Consider the following 25,322-nt stretch of genomic DNA (forward strand, 5'->3'; position numbering starts at 1 on the left):
GCCCGTCATGCGCATCGACGTCTCGCTGCTGCCGGCGCTTGCCGCCTCCTTCATGCTCGCCTTTGCCCGGGTCGGTGCGATGGTGATGCTGTTGCCGGGCCTGGGCGAGACCAATATCCCGACACGGATCAAACTGTCGATCGCGCTGCTGCTCACGCTGATTATCCTGCCGCTGCATCGCAACGCCTATCAGGTCGACATGGGCTCGATCGCGCCGCTGCTGGTCCTGATGCTGCATGAGATCGTCATCGGCATCGTGCTGGGGGCGACCGCGCGGGTGACGTTGTCGGCGCTGCAGGTTGCCGGCGCCGTGATCGCACAGCAGATGGGGCTCGGCTTCGTCACGTCGGTCGATCCGACGCAGGGACAGCAGGGCGTGCTCGTCGGCAACTTCCTGACAATACTGGGGGTGACGCTGCTATTCGCCACCGACAGTCATCATCTGGTGATCGCGGCACTGAACGACAGCTACACGATCTTCGCGCCGGGCGAGACCGTGTCGAGCGGCGATGTCGCCGCGCTGGCGACGCGCGCCTTCGCCGCCGCGTTCCGCCTGGGCTTGCAACTCTCCGGCCCGTTCCTGGTGTTCGGCCTCGTCTTCAACATCGGGCTCGGCGTGCTGGCGCGGCTGATGCCGCAGATGCAGGTCTATTTCGTCGGCGTGCCGCTCTCGATCTTCGCCGGCTTCCTGGTGCTCGCCGTCGTGCTCACGGCGATGATGGGCACCTATCTCGACTATTTCATCGGTGTCATGCACCAGATGATGCCACTCAAGTGATCGGGTGATCGATGGCGGAAGACAACGATCCAGAGAGTCAAACAGAAGACCCGACGCAAAAACGTCTCGAAGAGGCGCTCGAACGCGGTGACGTCGCCAAGAGCCAGGAGATCAACACCTGGTTCATGATCGCGGGCGCCACGCTCGTGGTCTCGAGCTTCTCGGGATCGGTCGGCAGCGGGCTGTTGGCGCCGATGCGCAACCTGCTCGCCAATTCCTGGATGATCAAGACCGACGGCAGGGCTCTGCTTGCCCTGATGCAGCAGATCGAAGTCGCGGTGCTCGCGGCGGTGGGCGTGCCGCTGCTGATGCTGGTACTCGCGGCAATTGCCGGCAACGTGCTGCAGCACCGCCTGGTCTGGTCGGCCGAATCCCTCAAGCCCAAGTTCAGCAAGCTGTCGCCTGCCGAGGGCCTCAAGCGCATCTTCGGCAAGCAAGCGGCGGCGAACTTCCTCAAGGGTCTCGGCAAGCTGATCGTGCTCGGCGCGGTCATGACCGTGATCCTGTGGCCGGAGCGGCATCGCATGGAGGCGATGGTCAGGCTCGATCCGGCCGCCCTGCTCGGTGCCTCCACCAGCCTGACCATTCACCTGCTCGGCGCGGTGGTCGCGGCGCTCGCCATCATCGCCATCGGCGACTATTTCTTCCAGTATCGCAGCTGGTTCCAGCGGCAGAAGATGTCGCTCCAGGAGATCAAGGAAGAGTACAAGCAGTCCGAAGGCGACCCACACATCAAGGGCAAGCTGAGGCAGCTGCGCCAGCAGCGCTCCAAGAAGCGCATGATGGCGGCGGTTCCCAAGGCCTCCGTGATCATCACCAACCCGACCCACTATTCGATCGCGCTGTCCTACGAGCGCGGCATGTCGGCGCCGATCTGCGTCGCCAAGGGCGTCGACAACCTCGCTTTCAAGATCCGGGAGATCGCGCGCGAGCACGACATCCCGATCGTCGAGAACGTGCCGCTCGCCCGCGCGCTCTACGCCACCGTCGAGATCGACGAGGAAATCCCGACCGAGCACTACCATGCGGTCGCCGAAGTCATCGGCTACGTCATGCGTCTGAAGAGCGGATTCGGTGCCAGCCGGCAATAAAACCCCTGAAAAGTACTGGAAATGGCCGTAATCTGGGAATCAGCGTACCTTTCGCCCCTGCTGCCCTTGCGCCTGCGGGTCCGATTCAGGCAGGGAGGACCCTGCGCGCCCTGTAGCGCGTTGATTCTCTGCCGACAGGCTGTGCCAGCTTGAGATGACTGCCGAGACCGACCACGACCTCACACGCGAGCCCGTTGCGGCGCACGAGCCGTCGCCGCGCTCGGGCAGCATTGCCCTGGTGCTGCTGGTGGCCGCCGGGCTCGTCGCCGTTGCCGTCGGGCTGATGACGCTCGGGCGCGCGCAGGCGCAGCCCTATATTCTCGGTATCCTCGCCGTGCTGGCGATGGTCGGCCTGTTCAACCTGTTCGCCTTCGCCGCCGGCATCATCCGCTTCGTCGATCGCAATCTCGATGATCCCGTGATGGGGCGCATCGCCGACCACGCCTTCGACGGCCTCGCCGTGACCGATCCGCGCGGCCATGTGGTCTATTCCAATGCGGCCTATCTGACGCTGACCGGCGCTGCCGGCCCACAGGACGTGCGTCCCGTGGAGCGCGTCTTCATCGGCAACCCCGACGTCTCCGAAGCGGTGTTCCGCCTGTTGAAAGCCGCGCGCGAAGGCAAGCGGCAGCAGGAAGAGGTGCGCATCTCCGGCCATGACGGCAGCCAGGGCCGCTGGCTGCGCATGCGGGTGCGGCCCCTCGGCACCGGCAAGCGCGAGACGAGATACGCGGTGTGGTCGATCGCCGACATCACCCGCGACCGCGAGCGCCAGGAGGACGTGTTCCAGGAACTCCAGCACGCGATCGAATATCTCGATCACGCGCCTTGCGGTTTCTTCTCGGTCAATCCGGCCGGCGAGCTCGCTTACGTCAACGCGACGCTGGCGAACTGGCTCGACTACGACCTTGCCGAGATCGGCTCGGGCGGGCTGAAGCTCACCGACATCGTCTCCGGCGACGGCGCTTCGCTGCTTACCGCGATCGTGGCGGTCCCGGGCGAGGTCAAGACGGAAGTCTTCGACATCGACCTGCGCATGCGTACCGGCAAGACCATGCCGGTGCGGCTCTATCACAAGCTCGCCTTCGGCGCTGACGGTGCGCCAGGCCCGTCGCGCACGCTGGTGATCAGCCGCGCCCGTGACGAGCGCAGCGATCCGGACCGCGCCGCCGAAGTGCGCTTCATGCGCTTCTTCGACCATACGCCGATGGCGATCGCCACCGTCGACCGCGGCGGCAACGTCGTGCGCGCCAATGCGCGCTACGCCAAGCTCGGGCAGGCGTTGGGGCTCGACAGCGCCAGCAAGTCGATCTTCCGCGCGGTCAATTCGCGCGACCGTCATTTGCTGATCGCGGCCATCAACCAGGCCGCCGAGAATCAGGCCGACATCGCGCCGGTCGAGGTCGCGCTGGAAGGCTCCAAGGAGCGCTGGGGCCAGTTCTTCGTCACGCCGGTCGACGGGGGTGAGAACGACGCGGAAGCCGCCATCGTGCACATGCTCGAGACCACCGAGCGGCGCGCGCTGGAGAACCAGATCAACCAGTCGCAGAAGATGGAGACTGTCGGCCAGCTCGCCGGCGGCATCGCCCACGACTTCAACAACGTGCTCTCCGCCATCATGATGGCGAACGACTTCCTGCTGAACGCGCACAAGCCGACTGATCCGTCGTTCCAGGACATCATGCAGATCAAGCAGAACGCGACGCGGGCCGCCACGCTGGTGCGGCAGTTGCTGGCGTTCTCGCGGCGGCAGACGCTGCGGCCGCAGGTGCTCGACCTCGGCGATGCGCTCTCCGACCTCGCCATGCTGCTGCGCCGCCTGATCGGCGAGAAGGTCAAGCACGAGACCATCCACGGCCGCGATCTCTGGCCGGTCAAGGTCGACGTCTCCCAGTTCGAGCAGGTCATCGTCAATCTCGCGGTCAACGCGCGCGACGCCATGCCCGACGGCGGCAAGCTGATCATCCGCACCGCCAACGTCACCGCCGAGGAGGCGGCCAGGTTGGCCTACAAGGGCATGCCGGCCGCGGACTACGTGCGGATCGAGGTCGCCGACACCGGTACCGGCATCCCCGCCGATATCCGCGACAAAATCTTCGAGCCGTTCTTCTCGACCAAGGAAGTCGGCAAGGGCACCGGCCTCGGGCTCTCGACCGTCTACGGCATCGTCAAGCAGACCGGTGGCTTCATTTACGTGGACTCGGAGCCGGGGCAGGGCACCTCATTCCAGATCTTCCTGCCGCGCCATCATGCCGAGCCGGAGGTGCAGGTCGAGCAGCCGGCGCCGGCCGTTGGCGCCAGCAATGGTGCCGCGAAGGAAGCTGGGTCCACGGCGGACGCCAAGCCCCGCACCGATCTCACCGGACAAGGCACCATCCTCCTGGTCGAGGACGAAGAGGGCCTGCGCGCGCTCAACGCACGCGGTCTGCGCTCGCGCGGCTACACCGTCGTCGAGGCCGAGAACGGCGTCGAGGCGCTGGAGGTGCTGGAAGAGCAGAGCGGCGGAATCGATCTCGTCGTGTCCGACGTCGTGATGCCGGAGATGGACGGCCCGACGCTGCTCAAGGCGATGCGCGAGAAGAACCCCGACATCAAGTTCATCTTCGTCTCCGGCTACGCGGAAGACGCATTCGAGAAGAGCCTGCCCGAAGGCCAGCAGTTCGACTTCCTGCCCAAGCCGTTCACGCTGAGCCAGCTCGTGGCGGCCGTGAAGGAGACGATGGCGAAGGCGGGGTGAGGGCCTCAACGCAATGACGACGGAAAAGCGGAATTGCCGGCACCAAAGCCACCGGTAACCCGCGACCGGGGCCCCTTCGCACACGCAGCCAAGCTGCCGCCAAACATGGGCTTTTGCCACATCCCCGCGACTGAGGGCCGCAGCCATAAGTTCCGATAGTGGCTTCCTTTTTACGGAAGGCTGCCCATCTTAGGGGCACGTCCCCATGCCGGGGATCTGGGAAACCAACATGAATTTCTCGCAACGCTCCCGCAGGCTCTTCAAGACGATTGCCGTCGTGCTGGCGCTTGCGCTGCCGACGGCGCTGGCGATCTCGTCCGTCGACGCGCGCGTCGGTGGCGGCATGTCGTCGGGCTCGCGCGGTTCGCGCACCTATTCGGCCCCGCCATCGACCACGACCGCGCCGGGCTCGACCTCGCAGTTCAATCGGACCTACACCCAGCCGGGCGCAGGCATGAATTCGGCTGCAGCCGCACCCGCGCGCGGCGGCCTGTTCGGCCGGGCCGGCGGCTTCATGGGCGGCCTTGCGGCCGGCTTCCTCGGCGCAGGCCTGCTCGGCATGCTGTTCGGCGGTGGCCTGTTCGGCGGGCTCGGCGGCCTATCGTCGATCATCGGTCTGATCATCCAGATCGTGCTCGTGGTGCTCGTGGTTCGGCTGGCGATGTCCTGGTGGCAGCGCCGCCACACCCCGCAGGCGGCCTATGCCAACGCTGACGCCGGTGCCGGTCCGGGACCGCAGGCGAACAACCGTAGTGGCCTTGGTGGCGGCTTCGGCTTCGGCGCCAACAACGCGCCGCTCGAGATCAAGCCGGACGACTATGAGGCGTTCGAGCGTCTGCTCGGCGACGTCCAGTCCGCCTGGTCGAACGAGGATGTGGCCAAGCTGCACACGCTCGCGACGCCGGAAATGGTCTCCTATTTCGAGCAGGACCTCGGCCAGAACCGCGCGCGCAATGTCGTCAACAAGGTCAGCGATGTGAAGCTGTTGCAGGGCGACCTCGCGGAATCCTGGCGCGAAGGCGAGACCGATTACGCGACCGTGGCGCTGCGCTTCGCGCTCACCGACAAGACGCTCGACCGCAATACCGGCGCAATTGTCGCCGGCAGCGAGCAGCCGGGCGAGGCCACCGAAGTCTGGACCTTTGCCCGACGTCCGGGCGGCGCGTGGGAATTGTCGGCGATCCAGCAGACCAACTGATCGCAGGCGACATGAATAACAAAGGCGTCGTGCTTCTTGCACGGCGCCTTTTTCTTTTGGGCCTCTCGCATCGCGGCACCGGAATAAGCGGGCCTGCGTCGGGTTGAAATCTGGCGGCCAACGACAACACAAAGGGAGGACAGGATGATCCGCATTGAGAGATCCGTGACGATTTCAGGCCTCGCGCTCGCCGCGGCCTTGTTCGCAGCACCATCTGCGCAGGCGCAGTCGGCCGACATGACGTTCTTCGTGACTTCCAATGGTCCTGGCAAGGGCGCCGATCTCGGCGGCCTGGAGGGGGCCGATGCGCAGTGCCAGAAGCTGGCCCAGGCCGGCGGCGCCGGCAGCAAAACCTGGCGCGCTTATCTCTCCACGCAGACCGCCGACGGCAAGCCGGCCGTCAACGCGCGCGACCGCATCGGCAAGGGACCGTGGCAGAACGCCAAGGGCGCTGTGATCGCCAAGGACGTTGCCGACCTGCACGGGGCGGCCAACAACCTCACCAAGCAGACCGCGCTCAGCGAGAAGGGCGAGGTCATCAACGGCCGCGGCGACACGCCGAACCGGCACGACATCCTCACGGGTTCGCAAGCCGACGGCAGCGCATTTCCCGCGGGTGACGACAAGACCTGCAAGAACTGGACGTCGAGCACGCAAGGCGCGGCGGTCGTCGGCCATGCCGATCGTCAAGGCCTGCGGGATGACGAGCCGTCGAAATCGTGGAACAGCTCGCATCCCTCGCGCGGTCCCGACGGCGGCTGCTCGCAGGCCGATCTGAAGAGCACCGGCGGCGATGGCCTGCTGTATTGCTTCGCGTCGAATTGAGACGCGGAACTCTCGCCACCGGCATGGAGTTCGTGGTTGCGTGCTAGACTTGCCGCAACGCAATCACGGACAGTTTCCATGAAATACGAGCTCTATTATTGGCCCGAGATCCAGGGCCGCGGTGAATATGTGCGGCTGGCGCTGGAGGAGGCCGGCGCGGCTTACGTCGACGTGGCGCGCGGCCCACGCGGCACAGCTGCGATGATGAAGATGATGGACGCGCACAAGGGCACGCCGCCCTTTGCGCCGCCGTTCCTCAAAGCCGGCAAGCTCGTCATCGGCCAGACCGCGAACATCCTGCTCTATCTCGGCGCCCGCCACGCCCTCGCCCCGAAATCGGAGGCGGGCCAACTCTGGGTGCATCAGCTCCAGCTCACGATCACCGATTTCGTGGTTGAGATTCACGATACCCATCATCCGCTCGGGCCCTCGCTCTATTACGAAGATCAGAAGCCGCCGGCGAAGAAGCGCACGGCCGACTTCTGGGGCGAGCGCGTGCCGAAATATCTCGGCTATTTCGAGCAGCTCCTCGAGGACAATGGCGGCGCCTATCTCACCGGCCGCAAGCTGTCCTATGTCGATCTCTCGCTGTTCCAGCTCGTCGCGGGGCTGCGCTATGCGTTTCCGAAGCGGATGAAGGCGTTCGAGGCCGATATCCCGGGCCTCGTCGGCGTGCACGACCGCGTCGCGGCGCGGCCGAATATCAAGGCCTATCTCGAAAGCCGCCGCCGCGTTGCCTTCAACGAGCAGGGCATCTTCCGCCGCTACCGCGAATTGGATGGTTAGCCGGTCCGGAGGTGCCGAGGGGGTGTTGCGCGCTCACCATACGCCAGGAAACAGGCGATAGCGCACGCGCGTCACATAGTCGGCATAGCCCGGCAGGCCCTCGCGCAGCGTGCGCTCCTCGATGCGAGTGCGGATGGCAAACAACAGGAGGAACAGCGGCACCATCATAAGTCCCCACCATGAGCCCAGAAGCAGCGGCACGCCGGCGAAGAAGGATCATGCCGCTATACATGGGATGGCGCACATGGGCATAGGGCCCCGTCGAGATCACGCGCTGCGCGCGCTCGGCTTGCAATTTCACCACGGGCGCCGCGAACGAGTTCTCGCGGAAGACCCAGAGGATGAACAGTGTCGAGAGCAGGAACAGGGCGAGGCCGAGTATCTGCGCCGCCATCGGCATATCGGAGGCTAGCGTACGCCGGTCGAGCCCCATCGCCGCCAGCCAGACCAGCATCGCGACGACGAAGACGGCCATGAACGCCTTGTCGGCAGCGGGCTGGTCCTTTTGCAGGACCGGCCGCAGGCGTTCGCCGAGCAGTGCGGGGTCGACCCGGTAAAGCCACCAGCCGCAGAGCGGGCCGAGCAGGGCGGAGATCGCGAGGAACACCCAAGCCGACGGCCAGTGCAGGGTTCCGGCGCACGCGAACAGCAGCGCACCCATGGCGGCGGTGGTGATCGTGCTCTGCAACAGGAGTCTTGCGATCATGCGCAGGTCTCAGGGTAGTCGCGCACGATATTGGTCCCGCTATCCGGCGAAGATACGGCCGGACACGCGAAAAGCCCGATCGACCGGATCGGGCATTTCATCTTCGACGCGGCTGATCAGGCGAGCTGATCGATCCGCGTACCCTGACCCGGCGGCAGCGGCGCGGGCGGCGGCGGCTTATAGGTCGGGTCGTTGTCCTTGGTCTTGATCTGGTCGTCCTGCTGCTTGTTCGTGTCGTAGCTCGGCACCACGATCGCGATCGGCGGCGGCGAAACGGTAGAAACGCTCATCCACAAATCCTCACATATGGAAACAATTGATCCTGCGCCGCGAGACCCGAAATTTCCTTCAAGCCAATCGTTAAAATGCGAGGGATCTGGTGCGGTGGGATGTGCTCTCGGACCTCTCCTCGTCATTGCGAGCGCAGCGAAGCAATCCAGTCTGTCTCCGCGGAGGGATCCTGGATTGCTTCGCTTCGCTCGGAATGACGGAGTCTGTAGTGGGCGGTGTGCTGTCAGACGCACACCGCGCGGGGGACCGCCTATTCGTCCTTGCCGCGCGTGATCGCGATGGACGCATCCGTCTTGGTGCGGGTGCATTCCATGTTGAGACGCCGGTAACGCATGCTGATCTTGTCGCCGCGCAAGAGCCCCATCCGTTTCAGGCAGCGTGTCGCGCCCGTCGTCGTATCGTCCTTGGTCACGGTGAAGACGATCGCCGCCATCGACCCTACCAGCGTAAAGAACTCCGGTTTCGGCTTGCGATCGCCCTTGGCATAGAGCTCGATCGAATATTTGTCGCCACGGCAAGCCACGGACAATTCCTTGGCCGCGGGATGAGTCAGATAGACGACATTCGCGGCGCGGAAATTCACCTTGAGGCGATCGACCTGGTTCGCCAGCTCCTTGGCGCTGTCATCGCAGCGGTCCGCGCGAGCGGGCGAGACGAGGGTCACAAGGCCGGTGATGGCGGCGGCAACCAGGATCGCGCCGCGGACGTGCAAGTTCAATGTCATGATGAAAAGCCCCTTAGCGGGCGCATTCAATCGTCGTCCCGCGCGTAGCGCAAGGGGTGCACCCAGGGTCTTCACTGCATCATGAGGGCCTGGTGTCCGCGGCCAGCCGCCGAATCCGGATGCCCCGACCGCACCAGAGCGCCTTCCCTTTGCGGCAAAAAAGCTTAGAACGCTTCTATGAAAGGGGCCCATGCGAGGGCTCCAAAACCCCGAGATTCCAGCCCATGAACGCTCCCACCGCCTTCCCCGACCCCGCAAAGCCCGTTCCGCCCTACAAGCACACGCCGCTGTTTCCGCTGGGCAAGGACGAGACGCCCTACAAGAAGATCACGGCCGAGGGCGTGCGGGTTGAGAAGGTCCTGGGGAAAGACATGCTGGTGGTGTCGCGCGAGGCGCTGCGGGACCTGTCGGAAGCCGCCTTTGGCGACATCAACCACTATCTGCGGCCGGGTCATCTGAAGCAGCTCCGCGCGATCCTGGAGGACGGCGAGGCGAGCCCGAACGACAAGTTCGTCGCGCTGGACTTTCTCAAGAACGCCAACATCGCCGCCGGCGGCGTGCTGCCGATGTGCCAGGACACCGGCACCGCGATCATCATGGGCAAGAAGGGCTGCAACGTCATCACCGACGGTGACGACGAGGCGGCGCTGTCGGAAGGCGCGCGCGATGCTTACCTGCGCCGCAATCTGCGCTACTCGCAGGTCGCGCCCTTGTCGATGTACGAGGAGAAGAACACCGCCAACAACATGCCGGCGCAGTGCGAGATCTACGCCGAAGGTGATGACGCCTACAAGTTCATGTTCATGGCGAAGGGCGGCGGCAGCGCCAACAAGAGTTTTCTGTTCCAGGCGACGCCTTCGGTGCTGACCAAGGACCGGCTGCTCGCCTTCCTCAAGGAGAAAGTGTTGACGCTGGGCACTGCGGCGTGCCCGCCTTATCACCTCGCGATCGTGATCGGCGGCACCTCGGCCGAGCTCTGCATGAAGACGGTGAAGCTGGCGTCGGCTCGCTATCTCGACGCGCTGCCGACCCACGGCTCGCCCGACGGCAACGCGTTTCGCGATCTCGAGATGGAGCAGGAAATCCTGAAGATGACGCAGTCGCTCGGCGTCGGCGCGCAGTTCGGCGGAAAATATTTCTGCCACGACGTGCGCGTGATCCGCATGCCGCGTCACGGTGCCTCGCTGCCGATCGGGCTGGGCGTGTCCTGCTCGGCCGATCGCCAGGTGCTCGGCAAGATCACCAAGGACGGCGTCTATCTCGAAGAGCTCGAGCACAACCCGGCGCAGTATCTGCCTGAGGTCGAGCAGTCGCTCGGCGGCGAGGTCGTCAAGATCGACCTTAATCAGCCGATGAAGGATATCCTTGCCACGTTCTCGAAGTACCCGACCAAGACGCGGGTCTCGATGACCGGCACCATGATCGTCGCGCGCGATTCCGCGCATGCCAAGCTGCGCGAGCGGCTCGACCAGGGCAAGCCGCTGCCGGACTATTTCAAGAACCATCCGGTCTATTACGCGGGCCCGGCCAAGACGCCGGAGGGCTACGCCTCCGGTGCGTTCGGCCCCACCACTGCGGGCCGTATGGATTCCTTCGTCGATCAGTTCCAGGCCGCCGGCGGCTCGATGGTGATGGTGGCTAAGGGCAACCGGGCGGCGGCCGTGCGTGAGGCTTGCAAGAAACATGGCGGCTTCTATCTCGGCTCGATCGGCGGTGCCGCGGCGAACCTTGCCGAGCACTGCATCAAGAAGGTCGAGGTGCTCGAATATCCCGAGCTCGGCATGGAAGCGATCTGGCGCATCGAGGTCGTCGACTTCCCGGCGTTCATCATCATCGACGACAAGGGCAACGACTTCTTCAAGGAGTTGAATCTGGGTTAGCTGCCTCACTCGCACCTGCGTGCGAGTAATTGTGCATGCCCCCATCACGATCGTCATGCCCGGGCTTGTCCCGGGCATCCACGTTCTTGGTGCGGCGAGCAAGACGTGGATGGCCGGGACAAGCCCGGCCATGACGATGCGGATGCCTCAGCCTGCTAGCTGCAATTCGTGACCTGGTTGGAGCACAGCCCGCGCCACCAGCCGCGGACGCCGTCCTGACTCTCGACAAGGCCCCAGAGACCGCTGCAAGCAAAGATGTGCTTCGGTCCGCCGTCGGTGTCGATCGGGCCGCCGAGCTCGCGCTGGGCCGGCATCCATTTCGCATCGACGAAGGGCGCCTGGAACAGACCGCCCATGCGTGTCGCGCCATTGGCGTAGGACGCGCCGACCTTGTTGGAGGCGACCCAGCCGCGTCCGGCATAGGGCTTTGGCGCGCTGCGCGGATATTTCTTGTCGTCCTCGTAGTCCTTGCCCGGCGGCTTTGCGCCTTCGATCAGAAACCAGCCGTTCTTGAAGCCGATGATGCGGAATTCAGTGAGCCAGCCGCCATCGGGCGTGTTCTCGCTGCCGCCGAGCTTGAGCCGGTAAGGCGGCGGAAGCGTGCCGAGCACACGCGCCTTGATCGATGGCTCGGCGCGCACGTTGAGGCCGTCAGGATCCTTGTCGACGGACCATGCGCCGAAATCACAGGGCTCGGTGCCGTCGGGAAGCGTTGAGCGCTTGGCGGCGAGATCGACGTGCAGCTTTCCGAACTCAGTGTCGTCGTTGTCAGGATCCGGCCCGCTACGCGGCTTCAATTCGGCCGAGACTGCGCGCGTCGCATCCGGCGTCAGCGCGACCACGAGAGCCTGGCGCGCGACGAACACGCTTGCAGGTGACTTCGGATCGTTCGATGGGGCCGGATAGACGGCGAGGTGGCCCGCCGAACCTTCGGTTCGATAGGCCGTGCCGGCGACATAGCCTGCCGGTAGCATGGCGAGCGCGCTAGCCCGCCACGCCGGTTCGGCATCGTCCGCGCGCGCCGCTTGGGTCGCGACACACAGGATCGTCGCCGCGATGAAACCGAGCGCGCGCACGGTTGCCGCGCGGCTTACGCGCGCGTGCCGGTGAACGGGAAGCTGCCCATCGGGCCGATGCCCATCTCACCGCTCATGTTGTCGCCGGAGACGGTTCCGATGAATTCGAGCGTCAACGGCATCGGATTGGTGATCGAGACCTTCCAGTTGACGGCATCGCCGCTGACGGTGCCGTCGAAAATCTCGGCTGTATCGCCTTCCGCACCCTGCGTCCCCGTGAGCGTGCCGCCGGCAGCCGTCAGGCTCAGCGTCGCTTTGCGCTCGCCCATGGGGGTCGTCAGGGTCAGAGTCCAGTTGCCGTCGACGGCCATTCGCGTCTCCCAAGATCCCGGCGGACCGCGACGATCCGCGGACCAGTCCCGGCCGAGCGTATAGCGCAACTCGCCGCCCGCGCCTAACGCTCCGTTGGAGGCATTTAGGCGCGGGCGGCGGCGCGCCGTCGGCTTGTGACGATGAGACGGAGCACGACATATTGCACGGCGAAGGCGACGATCTTGGCGCCGCCCGCGACCACGGTGATGTAGAACGCCCACAGCTTCAGATCGCCTGTGGAGGCGACGGCGATCATGCCGGCACCGATCACGAACATCAGCGCGGCCCAGGCATAACCCGCTGCCGTCACGTACTCCGGAACGGTCTCGACGACGATCGATGGCATGTAGCGCAGCATCCAGCCGCGCTTGAGCATGATGGCACCGATCGCGAAATGTGCGATCGAGGGCTTTGCGAGCATGAAGCGAGGGTCGTTGGTCAGCAGCGTGACCGTGCCCAGCACGACGACGAGCGCGACGCTCGCATAGGTCATGTAATTGAGCTGCTGGCCCTTGACGCGCGCGTAGATCACCTGCGCGATCGCTCCGGCAATCGCGACCGACGTTGCCAGGACGACGTTGTCGGTCACGAGGTAGATGACCAGGAAGACGATGGCGGAGAAGAGGTCGGAGGCGAGGCGGGCGAATACGTCCTTCATCGTCGATCCTGTTCAGCGAGTGTGGGGCAGTGCGCTGGCCGGCGCACCGTACTTGATCTGCCGATATTCGGGATACCATTTTGTGAAATAGATTGCGCTGTTGCGGGCGGCGAAGGCGACCGCAAGGCTCGACCAGAGCGGCAGGCCAGGGACGTAGAGCAGCACGAGATTGGCGGCCGCCATCAGCAGTGCAGCCGCGGTCCATGCGCCGGTGATGACGTAGTTGGCATAGTGGAAGCCGGGCATTGCCGCGATCTCGGCCGGCACGGATTCGAGCGCGTATTGCAGCGTGAAGGGACGGCGGACCAGCATCGAGCCGAGCGAGATGACGAAGATGCCGATGTCGACCGACAGCTTGACACCGAGTGTGCCGAGCGCCGGGTTGAACAGCACGAGGTGGAGGCCGATTGCGGCGAACAGCAGCGCCGAGCCCATAGCCAGGATCTTCACCGAGCGGCCGCGCATGACATCGATCGCGACGGTCGCGAGACAGATTGCCGAGGCTACGAAGACGCTGATCGTAGCAGAGGTCACCAGCATCAGGAAAGTAAAGGCGCCGTAGGGCGCGAGGATCAGGAAGATCGCCATGGTTCGCCTCGGTCAGTCCTTATCTTTACGATGTAAAGATCAATAGGTCAGGAGCGAGTCGGGGTCAAGCAAAATCTTTACAATGTCAAGATGACGTAAGCGACTTCCAAAAATTGAATTGCTGCAACGGCTTGGTCGGCCATTTCGTCGACGAAGCCGGCCCAGGGCAGGTGCGACAGCAGAGGTAACGCACAGGCGGTTGAGAGGACGAAGGCGAGCAGGATGCCGCCGTCGAAGACGATTTGGCCGCTCCGCCGCGGTCGGATCATCTGGAGCGTGATCCCGGCGCAGATCAGGAACAGGATCAGGACAGCGAGGCGGTCCGCGGCGATCGAGGGCATGTGCATGAAGAGGCCTTTTGGTGACATCAGCGATGTCGAGAGGAGAACTAGGTCGCGCCGACCCAATTGCCGTGAAAACCGTCGGGCACGCGATGGCCGAGCTGCACCAGCGCGACGGGGCCGGCCTCGACATCTCCGGCGTTGAACACGGCGAGGTCGCTGCGGTTCTCCCGCGCGCGCCAGACCACCGCCAGCAGCCAGCCATCGCCTTCCGCAGCATCTTTCGACCGCTCCACGAACACCGGTTCGGAAATGGAGTCGCTGGCCGGCAGCAGATAATGGCCGAGGCGCGTTCCATTGCCGTCGACATGGACGACGCCTGATAGCGCGCCGAACATCGGCAGCTTCGGATTGGCGCAGGCGTACCAGCCGTGACGGCTCTTCAATCCGGCGCGGCGGTCGTCGATGCGCGGGAACTCGCCGGTGAGATCGTCGAGATAGGTCTGCTGGAAGCGGTCGGTGTCGCCTGAGAGATCGAACGTCCAGCGGCAATGCCGCGCGCGCGACTTCTCCGGGTCGGTCGGCCGACCATCGGGATGCGGAAACAGCGGCGCTTCCTCGAATTGCATGACGTCGGCGATGATGCGGTCACCGTCCTCCCACGCATTCATGACGTGGAAGACGTAGCAGGCTTCAGCGCGGAACCAGACGATGTCCTTCGCGCTGCCCTTGCGCTTGATCACGCCAACATAGGCGCCCTTGTCCGGCTCCCAGGCGTAGGGAGGCCGTCCGCTCATCGCGCGCTCCATGCTGCCGGTGAGGGGCAGGATCGGAAACAGCACGTGGTTCTCGGTGACGATGAAGTCGTGCACCATGCTGGCATAGGGCGCCTCGAAGCGTTCGAAGCGCGTCGCCTTGCCGGACGCATCGATCGAGCCGTAGGAGAGGGTGGGCGTCAGCGGTCCCGCGGCGTTGTAGCCGAAGAACACCAGCTCGCCCGTGACGGGATCGATCTTGGGATGCGCCGTGAAGCTGCCGGCAACGCGGGCGTGATAATTGTGATAGCCGCGCGTTGCGAGCGTGCCCGGCTCGATCTCGGTGGGCAGATGCGCTTCTTCCAGCGCAAGCAGCTTGCCGGCATGGAAGATGATGTTGGTGTTGGCGACACCGCTATCGGTCAGGTTCGCCGGCGCATCCGGCAGCTTGCGGCCGAAGCCGCCGAACAGCGTGCGGCCGGCATCGTGCTCGGCCAGCCATTTCGGCGTACGGATCCAGCGGTTGCGATAGCTGGCGCGGCCGTTCTCAAGGTGAAAGGCGTGCAGCATGCCGTCGCCGACGAACCAGTGCGCGCCGGGCGAGTCGAACTGCGGATTGGGGCCGTTGCGATAGAGCGTGCCGTTCAGGTCGCGCGGCAATTCACCGATGATTTTCAGGAAGGGCGCGTCGGCCTCGAACGGGATCGGACCGAGGTTGTGGCGGCGTTCGGCAACGGCGTCCTGCTGCACGGCGTATCCCTCCTTATCTTTACATCGTAAAGATGAAATAGCCGTGTGAGGGGGCTTGGTCAAGCGAAATCTTTACACTGTCAATATGGCGTCCTATAGCTGGCCGATGGGCAAGAGCGAAATCAGGACAGAAACCGCGCGCGGCGCGCGCACCTCAAAAAAGGCGAGCGCGCCGGCGCGTCCCGCGCGACAACCGGCGAGCGTCAAGTCCGAGGCGCCCTATCATCACGGCGCGCTGCGCGAGGCGCTGCTCCAGGCCGCCGAACGGGTGCTGGAGCGGGACGGGCTCGCCGGCCTGACATTGCGCGCGGTGGCGCGCGAAGCGGGGGTGTCGCATGCGGCGCCCACTCATCATTTCGGCGACCTCACCGGGCTTCTCAGTGAGCTCGCGGCAGTCGGCTTCCGCCAGTTCAATGCGGCGATGGCCTCGTCCTCTGACAGCGCCACCACCCCGCTCGAGCGCGCGCTGGCGCGGCCGAAAGCCTATGTCGCCTATGCCCAGGCTCATCCTGGCATGTACGGCATCATGTTCCGCACCGAGCGCCTCGACTATTCCAGGCCGTCGCTGCACGAGGCCGCCGAGGCGTCCTTCGCGGGGCTTGCCAATGCCGTCGGCATGATGCGGCAGGAACAGATCCGCGGCGACGCGCTGACGCTCAATCAGGGCGCCGCGATCGCGCGCGCCTGGTCGATGGTGCACGGTTTTACCATGCTGCTGCTCGATGGGCGGCTTGAGGATATTCTGGGGCGCCTGCCCGAGGGCACGACGCCCGAACGCCTGCTCGAGGCGATGCTGATGTCGCCGGTGACGGGGAAGTTGCCGGGTCCCTAATTCGGTCGGGACGAGCGCAACCGCAGCCGTGATGAGGCGTTGACGCCGCATGGCAAAATCATCCCGTGCCCCCTGGAAACGATCAAACCCGCGCAAGCGCGCCGGCAAGGCGTCCAAGCATCTCACGCCTGCGCAGAAATCGGCGGCCAAGGCGCGTGCTCGCCGCGCCGGGCGCAGCTATCCCAACCTCGTAGACAACATGCGCATGGCAGCGAAGAAACCGTCCAAGGCAAAAGCTTCGAAGAAAAAATCCGCCAAGAAGACGCCCAAGCGCAAGGTTACAAAGAAGGCCGCGAGGAAAAAGTCTGCAAAGAAGAAAACTGCAACGACGTCGCGCAAGCGCCGCGCATCCCCACCCGAAAAGGATCCGCGGGGCGGCTTGACCGCCGCGGGCCGCAAGGCTTTCGCGCGCAAGCAAGGCGCACATCTGCGGCCGGGCGTCACCAAGACGGCATCCGAGATGACACCGCAGGAGATGCGGCGCAAGGGAAGCTGGGCCGTCCGTTTCTATGGTCGCGCCAAGTTGCCGCCCCTCGTCGATGCCAACGGCCGGCCGACCCGGCACGCCTTGTCGGCGCATGCCTGGGGCGAGCCGGTTCCGAGAACGGTGGCGGCGGCGCGGCGCATCGCCGCAAAAGGTGAGCGCCTGCTGGCGCGCTACCGCCGCGCCAAGACGCGGGCGAAGACGAAAGCCTAGCGCATCGTCGCCAGCTCGACCGCGCGGCCGCTGGCACCAACGATCTTCACCCTGTCCTTGCTGCACGTGAAGCTGCGGGCCAATTCGTCCGCCGCCTTGCGCGCCAGCTCATTGGCGTTCCGGTTGGCGATCGCGTCGACATAGGCAACGTGGCAGACGGGGCCGGGTGGCAGCCGGGTCACGATGAGCATGGCCTTGGTGTTCGGCCGCCCCTGCTTGTCGGGATCGGTGCCATCGGCGATGTGCCAGCGCTGGATCATCGCAAACGGCTTGGCCCCCGCAGTGCGCCATTCGACGGTGGTCTCGGACGAGTTGAACGGAGCGAACCAGACTTTTACCGCCGGTTCCTCGGCCGCGGCCTTGCGATTGCGGCCGACGGAGACGACCTCACGAAGATCATCCTCGGCGATCAGGACCACGAGGCCATCCTTGCCCTTGCAGGCCCGCGTGGTGCTGCCGTCGAGCTCGCTGGGCTTGCCGATCTGGCGGCAATCCTTCGGGGCCGTCGAGGTATATTGGCTGCCCACGGATTGGGCGTCGGCGCGGCCGAGACCGCTGCACATCAGCAACATGGCCAGGAGCAATATGGCCAGAGCTGCGGTGGTGATGCGGAACATGACGATGCCTTTGGTCGAGCGGGAACTCCGTACCATCAGACGTCTTGATTGTGGGCAAGGTTCAAACAGGGTCGACAGACACCTGACAGCGGCGCGGAATCGTTCTAGAAGAGCGGCTTCGCTTGGGCTCTTTCAGCCTCGTTCGCGTCCTCGTTTTTCGTGATCATGCCAGCCACCTCGTCCAACAAACCTTATCGCGTCGGCCGCTCGAAAACCGGGCTCGGCCTCTTCGCCACCAAGCCGATCAAGAAGGGCACCCGGATCATCCGTTATTACGGACCGATCCTGGACTCCCGGATTCCCGAGCACGACGACATCGAGAACAAATACCTGTTCGAGCTCAACGGCCGCTGGACCATCGACGGCTCGGTGCGCAAGAACCTCGCGCGCTACATCAACCATTCGTGCCGGCCCAACGCCGAATCCGACGTTCGGCCGCGCGAGCGCAAGGTCTTCATCCGCGCCATCAAGAACATCGAGCCGGGCGACGAGATCAATTACGACTACGGCACCGATTATTTCAAAGCCTACCTGAAGCCGATCGGCTGCAAGTGCGAATCTTGCGAGAAGAAGCGCAAGAAGCTGCGCGCCGAGGCGCGGGCCGAGCGCGCCAAGGTGAAGGCGCGCACGGAGCGCAAAGCGCAGAAGGCGGGTGCGAAGGCCGCCAAAAAGAAGAAGCTCAACGGCGTCGCTGTTGGCAAGGCGAACGGCCGCGCGCGGGCGTAGCCTGAGTTCGAGCTTCTCGCACAACTGTCCTGCCCCGCGAAAGCGGGGCATCCAGTACGCCGCGGCCTTTCCGTATGCGACGACTGCCTCTGGAATACTGGGTCGCCCTATCAAGCCGGGCAACGACAGCGAGTGATGTGGCCTCAGGTAGCCAGCACACTCCCGCTCCTGCGCAATCCCACATATTGCAGTTCGGCAAACACGCCGGTCGCGATCGCCTGTGCCACGACAATGAGCTCGCCGGCAAGGTTCGGCGACACCGCGCCCGAGAGCAGCAGCGCAATGCTGCCGACCGTCCAGGCCGCGTTGCCGACGACGACCAGCAGCACGAGCGGCTTTGCCACGGAGGCGCGTGAGGCGAGCCAGCCGACGAGTGCCGTGTAGGCGATCAGGAACAGGCCGGTCTCGCGCAGCAGCGCTTCAGGCAGATTGAACAGCGACGCGAACGCGCTGGCGCCGAACGTGAAGCCGAGAGCGGCGACGCCGCTGAAGATCGCGTCGGCAAGGAGCGCGCGGCGAAGGAAGGTGGATGCGTCGATCATCGTGGGTCTCCATGGTTGGGGTGGGCTCGAGGTGAAACTCAGTGCAATCCGCGCCACCAGGCCCGAAGCAGGCGGGCGAGGCGGAACGGGCAGAGGCTCCTGCCGACGCTGTGCTCGAAGGCCGTGACCTGCGCGACGACGTAGTCGCCAGTCGAATGCACCAGCGGCTCGGGCATGTTGAGGCTGCGCGCCAGCATCCGGGTTGCGAGCGCCATGGCCCAGGGAACTAGCTGGTCTGTGACGGTCCGGTAGAGCAGCAGTGCGATCATGGTCGTCTCCTGTTGCGACCCAAGATGCGCCGGCCCGCGGACCAATTCGATTACCTCCGACGTAATGGAAGGGCCGAAATCTGCGTGCTAGGTTTTCGACCATGAACGCACATGCATCCACGGCACAGGCCGAACGCAGCCAGCCAATCCATATCGGCGACCATTTGCGCGAATGGCGGCAGCGCCGCCGCATGAGCCAGCTCGATCTCGCCGGCGAGGCCGAAATCTCGGCGCGGCATTTGAGCTTCGTCGAGACCGGCCGCGCCGCACCCTCGCGCGACATGGTGCTCAGACTCGCCGAGCGGCTCGACGTGCCCTTGCGCGAACGCAACGTGCTGCTGGTCGCCGCGGGCTATGCCCCGGCCTTTCCGCAGCGCCCGCTGGAGGATCCCGCCTTGAAATCAGCCCGCCAGGCGATCGACCTCGTCCTCAGGGCGCACGAGCCCAATCCGGCGCTGGCTTATGACCGGCACTGGAATCTGGTCTCCGCCAACCGCATGCTGGCGCCGCTGCTCGCCGGCATTCCGCAGCGACTGCTCGGCCAGCCGTTCAACGTGCTGCGGCTCGCCTTCCATCCGGAGGCGCTGGCGCCGCGCACGGTCAATCTCGCGGAATGGTGCGGGCATCTCCTGGAGCGGTTGCACCGGCAATGCGAGGCGACGGCCGATCCCGAGCTGATCAAGCTGTACAACGACCTGAAGAGTTATCGGATCCCGGCGCGCGCGGCGCCGCTGTCGAGCGACAATGTCGCGATCCCCTTCAAGCTGCGCCACGACGGGGAGATACTAAGCTTCTTCTCCACCACCATGGTGTTCGGTACGCCCGTCGACATCACGCTGTCGGAGCTGGCTTTGGAAACCTTCTTCCCGGCCGACGAGCGCACCGCCGAGCGGCTCCGACAAATGGCAGCAGCCATGAGCTAGCGGCCTTGCCTCGGAACGGGTTCGGCTTATCTTTGGGCGCACCCGCAACGCCCGAAGGAGGCGCTCATGAGCACCCTAAAGCCGCTCCAGATCGACGTCGTTTCCGACGTGGTGTGCCCCTGGTGCTATATCGGCAAGCACCGGATCGAGAGTGCGCTGGCGCTGGTGCCCGACGTTCCGGTCAAGCTCAATTTCCGTCCCTTCTTCCTCAATCCCTGGGTGCCGTCCGAGGGCATCAGCCGGGAGGAGTATCTCACCAAGAAGTTCGGCTCGGTCGAGGCCTATAAGGGCATTGCGGGACGCGTCGTTGCGGCCGCGGGCGAAGAGGGGCTCGTCTATCGGCCCGAGCTTGTCGCGCGTCAGCCCAACACCACCGACTGCCACCGCCTGATCCTCTGGGCCGAGGCGATCGGCAAGGCGCCCGAGATGAAGCAGCGCCTAATGGAGCTCTACTTCCGCGACGGCGGCGACCTCACCGATTTGAACGTGCTGGTGCAGGCGGCTGCCGATGTAGGCCTCGATGCCGACGACGTGCGCAAGCGCCTTGTAACCGACGAGGACGTTGCGCGCGTATCGGCGGACGCGCAGGAAGCCGCCGAGAAGGGCATCTCCGGCGTGCCGACCTACGTGTTTGCGCAAAAATACGCCGTCTCCGGCGCGCAGGATCCCAACATGCTCGCGCGCGCCATCCGCGAGGTCTCGGCGGAGATCAACGCGCAGGCGGCGGAGTAGGAGCTATCCTATTTACGAAGCAGGCGAACTGCTCGGCGCGCCGCCGCGTAGGCGATGCCGTGCGCCGCGAGCGCTCCGTGAACGAGCGCCACGATGGGGTCGTTCCGCCGCAACGGTATGAGCACGTCGCCGACGGCGAAGCGCCCGCGCCAGATCGGGTTGATCATGGGGTGATCGGCGCTCGCCGTGGAATCCGCGCTGGCGATGGCCGGATCGGCGCAAAGGCGGCGGGTGAGCTCGAGCGTGAGCTGCACGCCCGGCGAATATCTGGCAAAGCGCTCGTCGATACCGAGCTTGAAGAAGAAAGCGCGATCCTGATGGCGCAGCACGATGCCGGCGGCCACCGGCGTGGCGCCGGCGCGAAGGGTGATGATCTCGCATTGCGCGGTTTCTGCCAGCGCGGGAACGGCGCGGCGGATGAAGGTTGCATCGCCGGCATGCTGGACCAGCGCGGTTCCGCGCTTGCCCTTCCAGCCACTGGCTTCGAGCTGCAGGAATGTTTCGAGCGCCGGTCCGATCTCGTCGGGGCTGTGCGCGACCTCGAACACGACAGTGCCGTGGTCTTCGAGACGATGCCGTTGGCGGCGCAGCTCCTTGAGCTTTTTGGTACCGAGCGCGTTGCGTAGCAGCGTCTCACCGTCCAGCGTCGCGTCCAGGCTGGCGCGGATGTAGGAGCTCAGGAGGCGCGGCTTCAGCCCGTCGCGATTCAGAACCTGGTTGAGGGCGGTCATTGCGGCCCCATCGAGCGCCACATCGTTCAGCACGAGCGCATGCGCTCCGGTCGCGCGGGCCTGCTGCAACAGGCGCGTCGCTGCCTCGGTCGGGGCATCGCGGTCGATCAGCGGGCTGCACAGCGTGCCGTAGGGATGGGCGCTCACCAGCGCGGGCAGGGGGATCTTCCATGCCCGCCAGAGCGAGATCACCGGCATAAGCCCGATCAGCCGCGATCCTTCGTATGCGAGAAGCGCCGAGGTATCGGTGCGGCCGCGCGCGGTTGCACTGACAGCGAGCTCCCAGCCCGGCAGGTAATATCCGTTCGGCTCGATCGCGCGCTGCGCGAGTGCGCGCCACTGGCCGGCTTCGATCGCCGTAAGCGGGACGCGCGCGCGCGCCGCCGCGGCAGGCTTTGCCGATGCCGGATTGATCGCAGCTTGGTGCGCGATGTCGACCACGTCCCGTCGTCCCCGTTCAGGAGGCCATGCTTAGCGCAAAGATTGGAAAATACCGTTGGGACGCCGCTTCAATTCGAGTGGTAATATTAACGTCTCGTTGAGCATCCGCCGGATGCCCCGATGGATACGACAGAATTGCTCTCGACCCGGAGGATCATCATGGTCGTCACACCTTTTACGCCGATTGCGTCGCTCTTTGGCGGCGCGTTGATCGGCCTGTCCGCCGTGCTGCTGATGTGGACGACGGGGCGAATCGCGGGAGTCAGCGGAATCGCGGCGCGGCTGTTTCCGCCTTACGAGGATCGGCAATTCGCCGGCCGGCTCGCCTTCGTCGCGGGCCTCGTCCTCGCGCCCGTCCTGGTGCGCCTTGTCACCGGAAGCCTGACGGCGCAAACGATCGCCGCCGGAACGCCGCTTCTGATTGTCGCGGGACTGCTCACCGGTTTTGGCGCGGTGTGGGGTAGCGGTTGCACCTCCGGCCACGGCGTCTGTGGCTTGTCGCGGTTGTCGGTGCGATCGCTGGTCGCGACCATGACCTTCATGGCGGCCGGCATGGCGACCGTCTTCGTGATGCGGCACTGGACCTGACCGCGATGACAATCCTCATTCAATTCGGAATCGGTGTGGTCTTTGGCCTTGGCCTCATCGTCTCAGGTATGTCGAACCCGGCGAAGGTCCTGAATTTCCTGGACGTTGGCGGCATCCCGGCGGGAACGTGGGATGCAAGCCTCGCTTTCGTGATGGCCGGCGCGGTCGCGGTGACCTTCATCGGCTTCAGTCGCGTCTTGAAACTGGCGCGGCCTGTCTTCGCCGATCGCTTCCATGTCCCAACGCGAAAAGATATCGATCCGAGAATTATCGCCGGTCCCGCCATCTTCGGTATCGGCTGGGGCCTTGTAGGCTTTTGTCCAGGCCCGGCGTTGACCGCGCTCGGATTTGGCTCGGCGTCCGCATTCATCTTCGTCGCCGCGATGTGTGCTGGCATGGTGCTCGCCCGCTTCATCGCGCAGCTTCCGTCGGCAACGCGTGTCGTCACGCCGGCAGATCCGCTCGAAACCTGACATGGGCAGGACCGGGCGAGTTGTCTCGTCCGGTCCTGCCTGTCATGGCTTCATCGACTACCAGCGATCGCCGACACCGACGCCAACACTGACGCCGGGCGCGCGGATGCCGACGCCACCGCGCGGACCATCGTCCCAGTCACGATAGGTGCGGCGCTCATAGTAACGGTCGCGCGGCATGGTCGCGTAGGAGTCGCGCACGATCACGCGCGAGCCGCCGCGGGTGCGATAGCAATTGCCGGAATCGTCGCAGACCAGCCGCACTTCCTGGACGAGATCGGGGCTGGTGTATTCGCTGGTCGTGTAGACGTCGGCGGCCTTCGCGCCGCTCACCGCTGCCAAGGCTCCGACGCCAGCCAGCAATGCAATCGTGAATGTCCTCATCATGTCCTCCTCGAAACTGCCCTCGGCGGTAACAAGAAGGGGAGGCGGCGATCGTTCCGGCAGAACTACAGGTTTTTCCCGGAACCGGATCGCTTGTCGGCGTGATTTGTTCCTAGATCGGTTCGTAGCTTTCCGATCCGCAGATGTCGTCCGCTTCGGCGCGGCGGCGATCGATTACCTTTCCGCTCGATATGGTCACGATGTAGGTCTGTGGGCCGAGCGGCGAGCCGGTCGCCGAGGTGAGCTGGGCGCGGACGCAAGTTGTCCAGCCCGGTCCCCGCACCTCACGATGAGGCGTGGCGACATGCACCTCACGCGGATAGGACGTGCTGAGGAAGACGAATTCGATCTGCTCGCGCACGACGCGTTTGACGTCAGGGGGCGCTTCGGGCGGAGGCTGCTCGGCCTCCTTCATGCGCATGAACTCGGGCACCGGTGCGCGGCTGTCCGCAAAGCCGCAGGCCCCCAGCGCGAGCGCGCTGGCCAGCAGCGCGGCATGAATAATGATCCGCAACATCCGTGAAGGTCCCCTGCGGGCCAAAATAGGCACGAATGCGATCCGACGAAGACCCGGCCGATCAAGATTTGCTGAAGCCAGTATTCCCGAAGCCAAGATTTCCTCAGGCCCTTGGAGCCCGCAGCATTGGCTATTCCATAATTGCCGGCTAGTTTGTGCGCCAGACGAGGGGGATTGCGTCCATGAGGATTTTGATCATAGCGGCCGCGGTGCTGGCGCTGGCGGTTGCCTCCGCGCAGGCGCAGATGGGCGGCGGCAGGCGTCAGCCTAACGAGGGCGGCCAGAAGGCGGACAACAAGCCTAAGGTCGACGAGAAGGCCTACAAGGCCGCACTCGAGCGCATTCCCGAGTCCAAGGAGAAGTACGATCCGTGGAGCGGGGCGCGTCCGCCTGAACCTGCTAAGAAGCCGAAATAGGTGAGGCGGGCGCTGGCGACCCGCTTCTGCTATTTGGCCGCTCTCATCACGCTCCTCGCATCGTCACCGCAGCCAAGCATCGGGCGGCAAACGGCTGGCCCATAGCGAGCCTGCTGGCCAGGCGAGGTTTCGTCGTCGTGCTCGACCGCAACACTGGCAAGCCCGTGTGAGTCTGCGCGCGAGCCGTCGCCGTCGCATCAAGCAATCATCATCGTGTTGTGGATGTGATGCGAATGATCATTCACACCGTATGCACTACTGTACGAAAGCGACGCCGATGCGCCTCTCGCTGCGCCAGACGGGGCGGCATTTGCGCACGAAATTGTCGCGCGCAATCGCGAGCGTGAACGATTGCGGCACTGTGACGAGGGTATCGAGGTCGATTGCGGCGCCGTTCGCCGACATGTTTCGCACCGTGCACGTGATGCCGCAATTTTCAAAGGTGATCGTTCCACCCTTGAAAACACGGTAACGCTGCGCTGCACGCTTCTCGATCATCCGCGTTAATCCATAATGATGTTTGTGAAGTAGTGCATAGAAATTACGTTGAACTAAACTCAATACTGGCGCTACTTGCACAGTGCTTCAGATTTCGTTTACGACGTCGAAGCGGAAGTCACTCCGCGGATTTTCCCCCAAGCCGTTCCTTTGTGGCGCTACGCGCCGATGGAGATATTGATGAAGACCACGCTTTCGCTTCTGTTCGCCGCAGCGCTCTCGCTGTCGTCCATGCCCGCCCACGCCACCAAGCTCGATCTCGCGACCATGAGCTGCAAGCAGTTCCTGGAGAGCGGCGACGACACCATCAAGATGGTGCTGACCTGGATGGACGGCTGGTACAAGGGCGATGAAGAGAACGCGATTATCGACACCGACGTGTTCGTCGAGAACGCCAAGCAGTTCGGCAGCTATTGCGGAAAGAATCCGAACGTCAGCATCGTCACGGCGGCTGACGAAGTGCTCGGCAAGTGACTTCTCCCGCGTGACGGCATGACGCG

At 64.7% G+C, this 25,322-nt stretch carries 31 protein-coding genes and 1 pseudogene; 16 read left to right on the top strand and 16 right to left on the bottom strand.

Features of this window, described 5'->3' with window-relative positions; genetic code table 11:
- The first annotated feature begins 7 nt into the window (after positions 1-7).
- The 6 genes from fliR to IVB41_RS28410 all read left to right on the top strand — a co-directional run bounded on the left by fliR (position 8) and on the right by IVB41_RS28410 (position 7,415).
- Positions 8-778 (top strand): flagellar biosynthetic protein FliR, encoded by a 771-nt coding sequence (fliR, locus tag IVB41_RS28385; RefSeq protein ID WP_007602155.1) that lies wholly within the window; start codon positions 8-10, stop codon positions 776-778.
- Positions 779-789: 11 nt separating this feature from the next.
- Entirely contained in the window at positions 790-1,869 is a 1,080-nt protein-coding gene (gene flhB / locus IVB41_RS28390; RefSeq protein WP_018456412.1) for a flagellar biosynthesis protein FlhB, read from the top strand.
- Between the two features lie 154 nt (positions 1,870-2,023).
- Positions 2,024-4,606, top strand: a complete 2,583-nt coding sequence (cckA, locus tag IVB41_RS28395) for a cell cycle histidine kinase CckA (RefSeq protein WP_247287332.1) — start codon at positions 2,024-2,026, stop codon at positions 4,604-4,606.
- 205 nt (positions 4,607-4,811) lie between these two features.
- Entirely contained in the window at positions 4,812-5,804 is a 993-nt protein-coding gene (locus tag IVB41_RS28400) for a Tim44 domain-containing protein (protein ID WP_247437377.1), read from the top strand.
- Positions 5,805-5,948: 144 nt separating this feature from the next.
- Positions 5,949-6,629, top strand: coding sequence for a lectin (locus IVB41_RS28405; RefSeq protein WP_027567610.1), 681 nt, complete (start codon positions 5,949-5,951; stop codon positions 6,627-6,629).
- A gap of 78 nt (positions 6,630-6,707) precedes the next feature.
- Complete coding sequence (locus IVB41_RS28410) at positions 6,708-7,415, top strand: glutathione S-transferase (RefSeq protein WP_247437379.1); 708 nt, start codon at positions 6,708-6,710, stop codon at positions 7,413-7,415.
- Positions 7,416-7,448: 33 nt separating this feature from the next.
- Here IVB41_RS28410 and IVB41_RS28415 read toward each other — a convergent pair.
- The 3 genes and pseudogenes from IVB41_RS28415 to IVB41_RS28425 form a co-directional block, all read right to left on the bottom strand.
- Positions 7,449-8,121 (bottom strand): annotated as a pseudogene (locus tag IVB41_RS28415) (methyltransferase family protein).
- A 116-nt stretch (positions 8,122-8,237) separates the two neighbouring features.
- Positions 8,238-8,411, bottom strand: a complete 174-nt coding sequence (locus IVB41_RS28420; protein WP_197031138.1) for a hypothetical protein — start codon at positions 8,409-8,411, stop codon at positions 8,238-8,240.
- Positions 8,412-8,662: 251 nt separating this feature from the next.
- A complete protein-coding gene (locus IVB41_RS28425; RefSeq protein ID WP_027567612.1) occupies positions 8,663-9,136 on the bottom strand; it encodes a hypothetical protein in 474 nt (157 codons plus the stop codon).
- 224 nt (positions 9,137-9,360) lie between these two features.
- Here IVB41_RS28425 and IVB41_RS28430 point away from each other — a divergent pair, with 224 nt between their 5' ends.
- The gene (locus IVB41_RS28430) at positions 9,361-11,016 is read left to right on the top strand and encodes a fumarate hydratase (RefSeq protein ID WP_247437381.1); all 1,656 of its coding nucleotides are present in this window, start codon (positions 9,361-9,363) and stop codon (positions 11,014-11,016) included.
- A 155-nt stretch (positions 11,017-11,171) separates the two neighbouring features.
- On the opposite strand, the gene IVB41_RS28435 is transcribed toward IVB41_RS28430, so the two are convergent.
- From IVB41_RS28435 to IVB41_RS28460, 6 genes are all read right to left on the bottom strand, one after another.
- Positions 11,172-12,092 carry an SH3 domain-containing protein gene (locus tag IVB41_RS28435; RefSeq protein ID WP_247437384.1) on the bottom strand — a complete coding sequence of 307 codons (921 nt, stop codon included), beginning with the start codon at positions 12,090-12,092 and terminating at the stop codon, positions 11,172-11,174.
- A gap of 14 nt (positions 12,093-12,106) precedes the next feature.
- Positions 12,107-12,403 carry a hypothetical protein gene (locus IVB41_RS28440; RefSeq protein WP_247362543.1) on the bottom strand — a complete coding sequence of 99 codons (297 nt, stop codon included), beginning with the start codon at positions 12,401-12,403 and terminating at the stop codon, positions 12,107-12,109.
- Positions 12,404-12,507: 104 nt separating this feature from the next.
- Positions 12,508-13,062 (bottom strand): inner membrane-spanning protein YciB, encoded by a 555-nt coding sequence (locus tag IVB41_RS28445; protein WP_027567616.1) that lies wholly within the window; start codon positions 13,060-13,062, stop codon positions 12,508-12,510.
- 12 nt (positions 13,063-13,074) lie between these two features.
- Complete coding sequence (locus IVB41_RS28450; protein ID WP_247437386.1) at positions 13,075-13,650, bottom strand: hypothetical protein; 576 nt, start codon at positions 13,648-13,650, stop codon at positions 13,075-13,077.
- A gap of 77 nt (positions 13,651-13,727) precedes the next feature.
- Positions 13,728-13,997: a hypothetical protein gene (locus tag IVB41_RS28455; RefSeq protein WP_247287456.1), complete on the bottom strand. Its 270-nt coding sequence runs from the start codon at positions 13,995-13,997 to the stop codon at positions 13,728-13,730.
- Between the two features lie 41 nt (positions 13,998-14,038).
- Positions 14,039-15,436 (bottom strand): carotenoid oxygenase family protein, encoded by a 1,398-nt coding sequence (locus tag IVB41_RS28460; RefSeq protein WP_247437388.1) that lies wholly within the window; start codon positions 15,434-15,436, stop codon positions 14,039-14,041.
- Positions 15,437-15,542: 106 nt separating this feature from the next.
- Here IVB41_RS28460 and IVB41_RS28465 point away from each other — a divergent pair, with 106 nt between their 5' ends.
- Positions 15,543-16,268, top strand: coding sequence for a TetR/AcrR family transcriptional regulator (locus IVB41_RS28465; protein WP_247438215.1), 726 nt, complete (start codon positions 15,543-15,545; stop codon positions 16,266-16,268).
- A 49-nt stretch (positions 16,269-16,317) separates the two neighbouring features.
- Positions 16,318-16,965: a DUF6321 domain-containing protein gene (locus IVB41_RS28470; RefSeq protein WP_247362534.1), complete on the top strand. Its 648-nt coding sequence runs from the start codon at positions 16,318-16,320 to the stop codon at positions 16,963-16,965.
- On the opposite strand, the gene IVB41_RS28475 is transcribed toward IVB41_RS28470, so the two are convergent.
- A complete protein-coding gene (locus IVB41_RS28475) occupies positions 16,962-17,582 on the bottom strand; it encodes a hypothetical protein (protein ID WP_247438217.1) in 621 nt (206 codons plus the stop codon). The genes IVB41_RS28470 and IVB41_RS28475 overlap by 4 nt on opposite strands.
- A 165-nt stretch (positions 17,583-17,747) precedes the next feature.
- Here IVB41_RS28475 and IVB41_RS28480 point away from each other — a divergent pair, with 165 nt between their 5' ends.
- Complete coding sequence (locus IVB41_RS28480; protein ID WP_027567622.1) at positions 17,748-18,308, top strand: SET domain-containing protein; 561 nt, start codon at positions 17,748-17,750, stop codon at positions 18,306-18,308.
- A gap of 143 nt (positions 18,309-18,451) precedes the next feature.
- Here the strand turns inward: IVB41_RS28480 and IVB41_RS28485 are convergent, their stop codons facing one another.
- Both IVB41_RS28485 and IVB41_RS28490 read right to left on the bottom strand, forming a co-directional pair.
- Complete coding sequence (locus IVB41_RS28485; protein ID WP_247437390.1) at positions 18,452-18,850, bottom strand: hypothetical protein; 399 nt, start codon at positions 18,848-18,850, stop codon at positions 18,452-18,454.
- A 38-nt stretch (positions 18,851-18,888) separates the two neighbouring features.
- A complete protein-coding gene (locus IVB41_RS28490) occupies positions 18,889-19,119 on the bottom strand; it encodes a hypothetical protein (RefSeq protein ID WP_026233166.1) in 231 nt (76 codons plus the stop codon).
- A gap of 101 nt (positions 19,120-19,220) precedes the next feature.
- On the opposite strand from IVB41_RS28490, the gene IVB41_RS28495 reads away from it, so the two are divergent.
- Positions 19,221-20,042 (top strand): helix-turn-helix domain-containing protein, encoded by an 822-nt coding sequence (locus IVB41_RS28495; RefSeq protein WP_027567624.1) that lies wholly within the window; start codon positions 19,221-19,223, stop codon positions 20,040-20,042.
- 66 nt (positions 20,043-20,108) lie between these two features.
- Positions 20,109-20,774: a DsbA family oxidoreductase gene (locus IVB41_RS28500; RefSeq protein ID WP_219685022.1), complete on the top strand. Its 666-nt coding sequence runs from the start codon at positions 20,109-20,111 to the stop codon at positions 20,772-20,774.
- Between the two features lie 8 nt (positions 20,775-20,782).
- Here the strand turns inward: IVB41_RS28500 and IVB41_RS28505 are convergent, their stop codons facing one another.
- Positions 20,783-21,946 (bottom strand): GNAT family N-acetyltransferase, encoded by a 1,164-nt coding sequence (locus IVB41_RS28505; protein WP_247437392.1) that lies wholly within the window; start codon positions 21,944-21,946, stop codon positions 20,783-20,785.
- A 159-nt stretch (positions 21,947-22,105) separates the two neighbouring features.
- On the opposite strand from IVB41_RS28505, the gene IVB41_RS28510 reads away from it, so the two are divergent.
- Together IVB41_RS28510 and IVB41_RS28515 are read left to right on the top strand one after the other, a co-directional pair.
- Positions 22,106-22,534, top strand: coding sequence for a YeeE/YedE family protein (locus IVB41_RS28510; protein WP_247438219.1), 429 nt, complete (start codon positions 22,106-22,108; stop codon positions 22,532-22,534).
- A gap of 5 nt (positions 22,535-22,539) precedes the next feature.
- Complete coding sequence (locus IVB41_RS28515) at positions 22,540-23,007, top strand: DUF6691 family protein (protein ID WP_247362516.1); 468 nt, start codon at positions 22,540-22,542, stop codon at positions 23,005-23,007.
- 57 nt (positions 23,008-23,064) lie between these two features.
- Here IVB41_RS28515 and IVB41_RS28520 read toward each other — a convergent pair whose 3' ends face one another.
- Positions 23,065-23,394, bottom strand: a complete 330-nt coding sequence (locus tag IVB41_RS28520) for a hypothetical protein (protein ID WP_035961409.1) — start codon at positions 23,392-23,394, stop codon at positions 23,065-23,067.
- A gap of 109 nt (positions 23,395-23,503) precedes the next feature.
- Complete coding sequence (locus tag IVB41_RS28525; RefSeq protein ID WP_247437393.1) at positions 23,504-23,908, bottom strand: hypothetical protein; 405 nt, start codon at positions 23,906-23,908, stop codon at positions 23,504-23,506.
- A 182-nt stretch (positions 23,909-24,090) separates the two neighbouring features.
- Here IVB41_RS28525 and IVB41_RS28530 point away from each other — a divergent pair, with 182 nt between their 5' ends.
- A complete protein-coding gene (locus IVB41_RS28530; RefSeq protein WP_247400416.1) occupies positions 24,091-24,324 on the top strand; it encodes a hypothetical protein in 234 nt (77 codons plus the stop codon).
- A gap of 255 nt (positions 24,325-24,579) precedes the next feature.
- Here IVB41_RS28530 and IVB41_RS28535 read toward each other — a convergent pair whose 3' ends face one another.
- Positions 24,580-24,822 carry a PilZ domain-containing protein gene (locus IVB41_RS28535; protein ID WP_247437395.1) on the bottom strand — a complete coding sequence of 81 codons (243 nt, stop codon included), beginning with the start codon at positions 24,820-24,822 and terminating at the stop codon, positions 24,580-24,582.
- A gap of 180 nt (positions 24,823-25,002) precedes the next feature.
- On the opposite strand from IVB41_RS28535, the gene IVB41_RS28540 reads away from it, so the two are divergent.
- Positions 25,003-25,296 (top strand): HdeA/HdeB family chaperone, encoded by a 294-nt coding sequence (locus IVB41_RS28540; RefSeq protein ID WP_027567633.1) that lies wholly within the window; start codon positions 25,003-25,005, stop codon positions 25,294-25,296.
- Positions 25,297-25,322: the final 26 nt, after the last annotated feature.

The sequence above is a fragment of the Bradyrhizobium sp. 44 genome, from assembly GCF_023073095.1.
Taxonomy (GTDB): domain Bacteria; phylum Pseudomonadota; class Alphaproteobacteria; order Rhizobiales; family Xanthobacteraceae; genus Bradyrhizobium.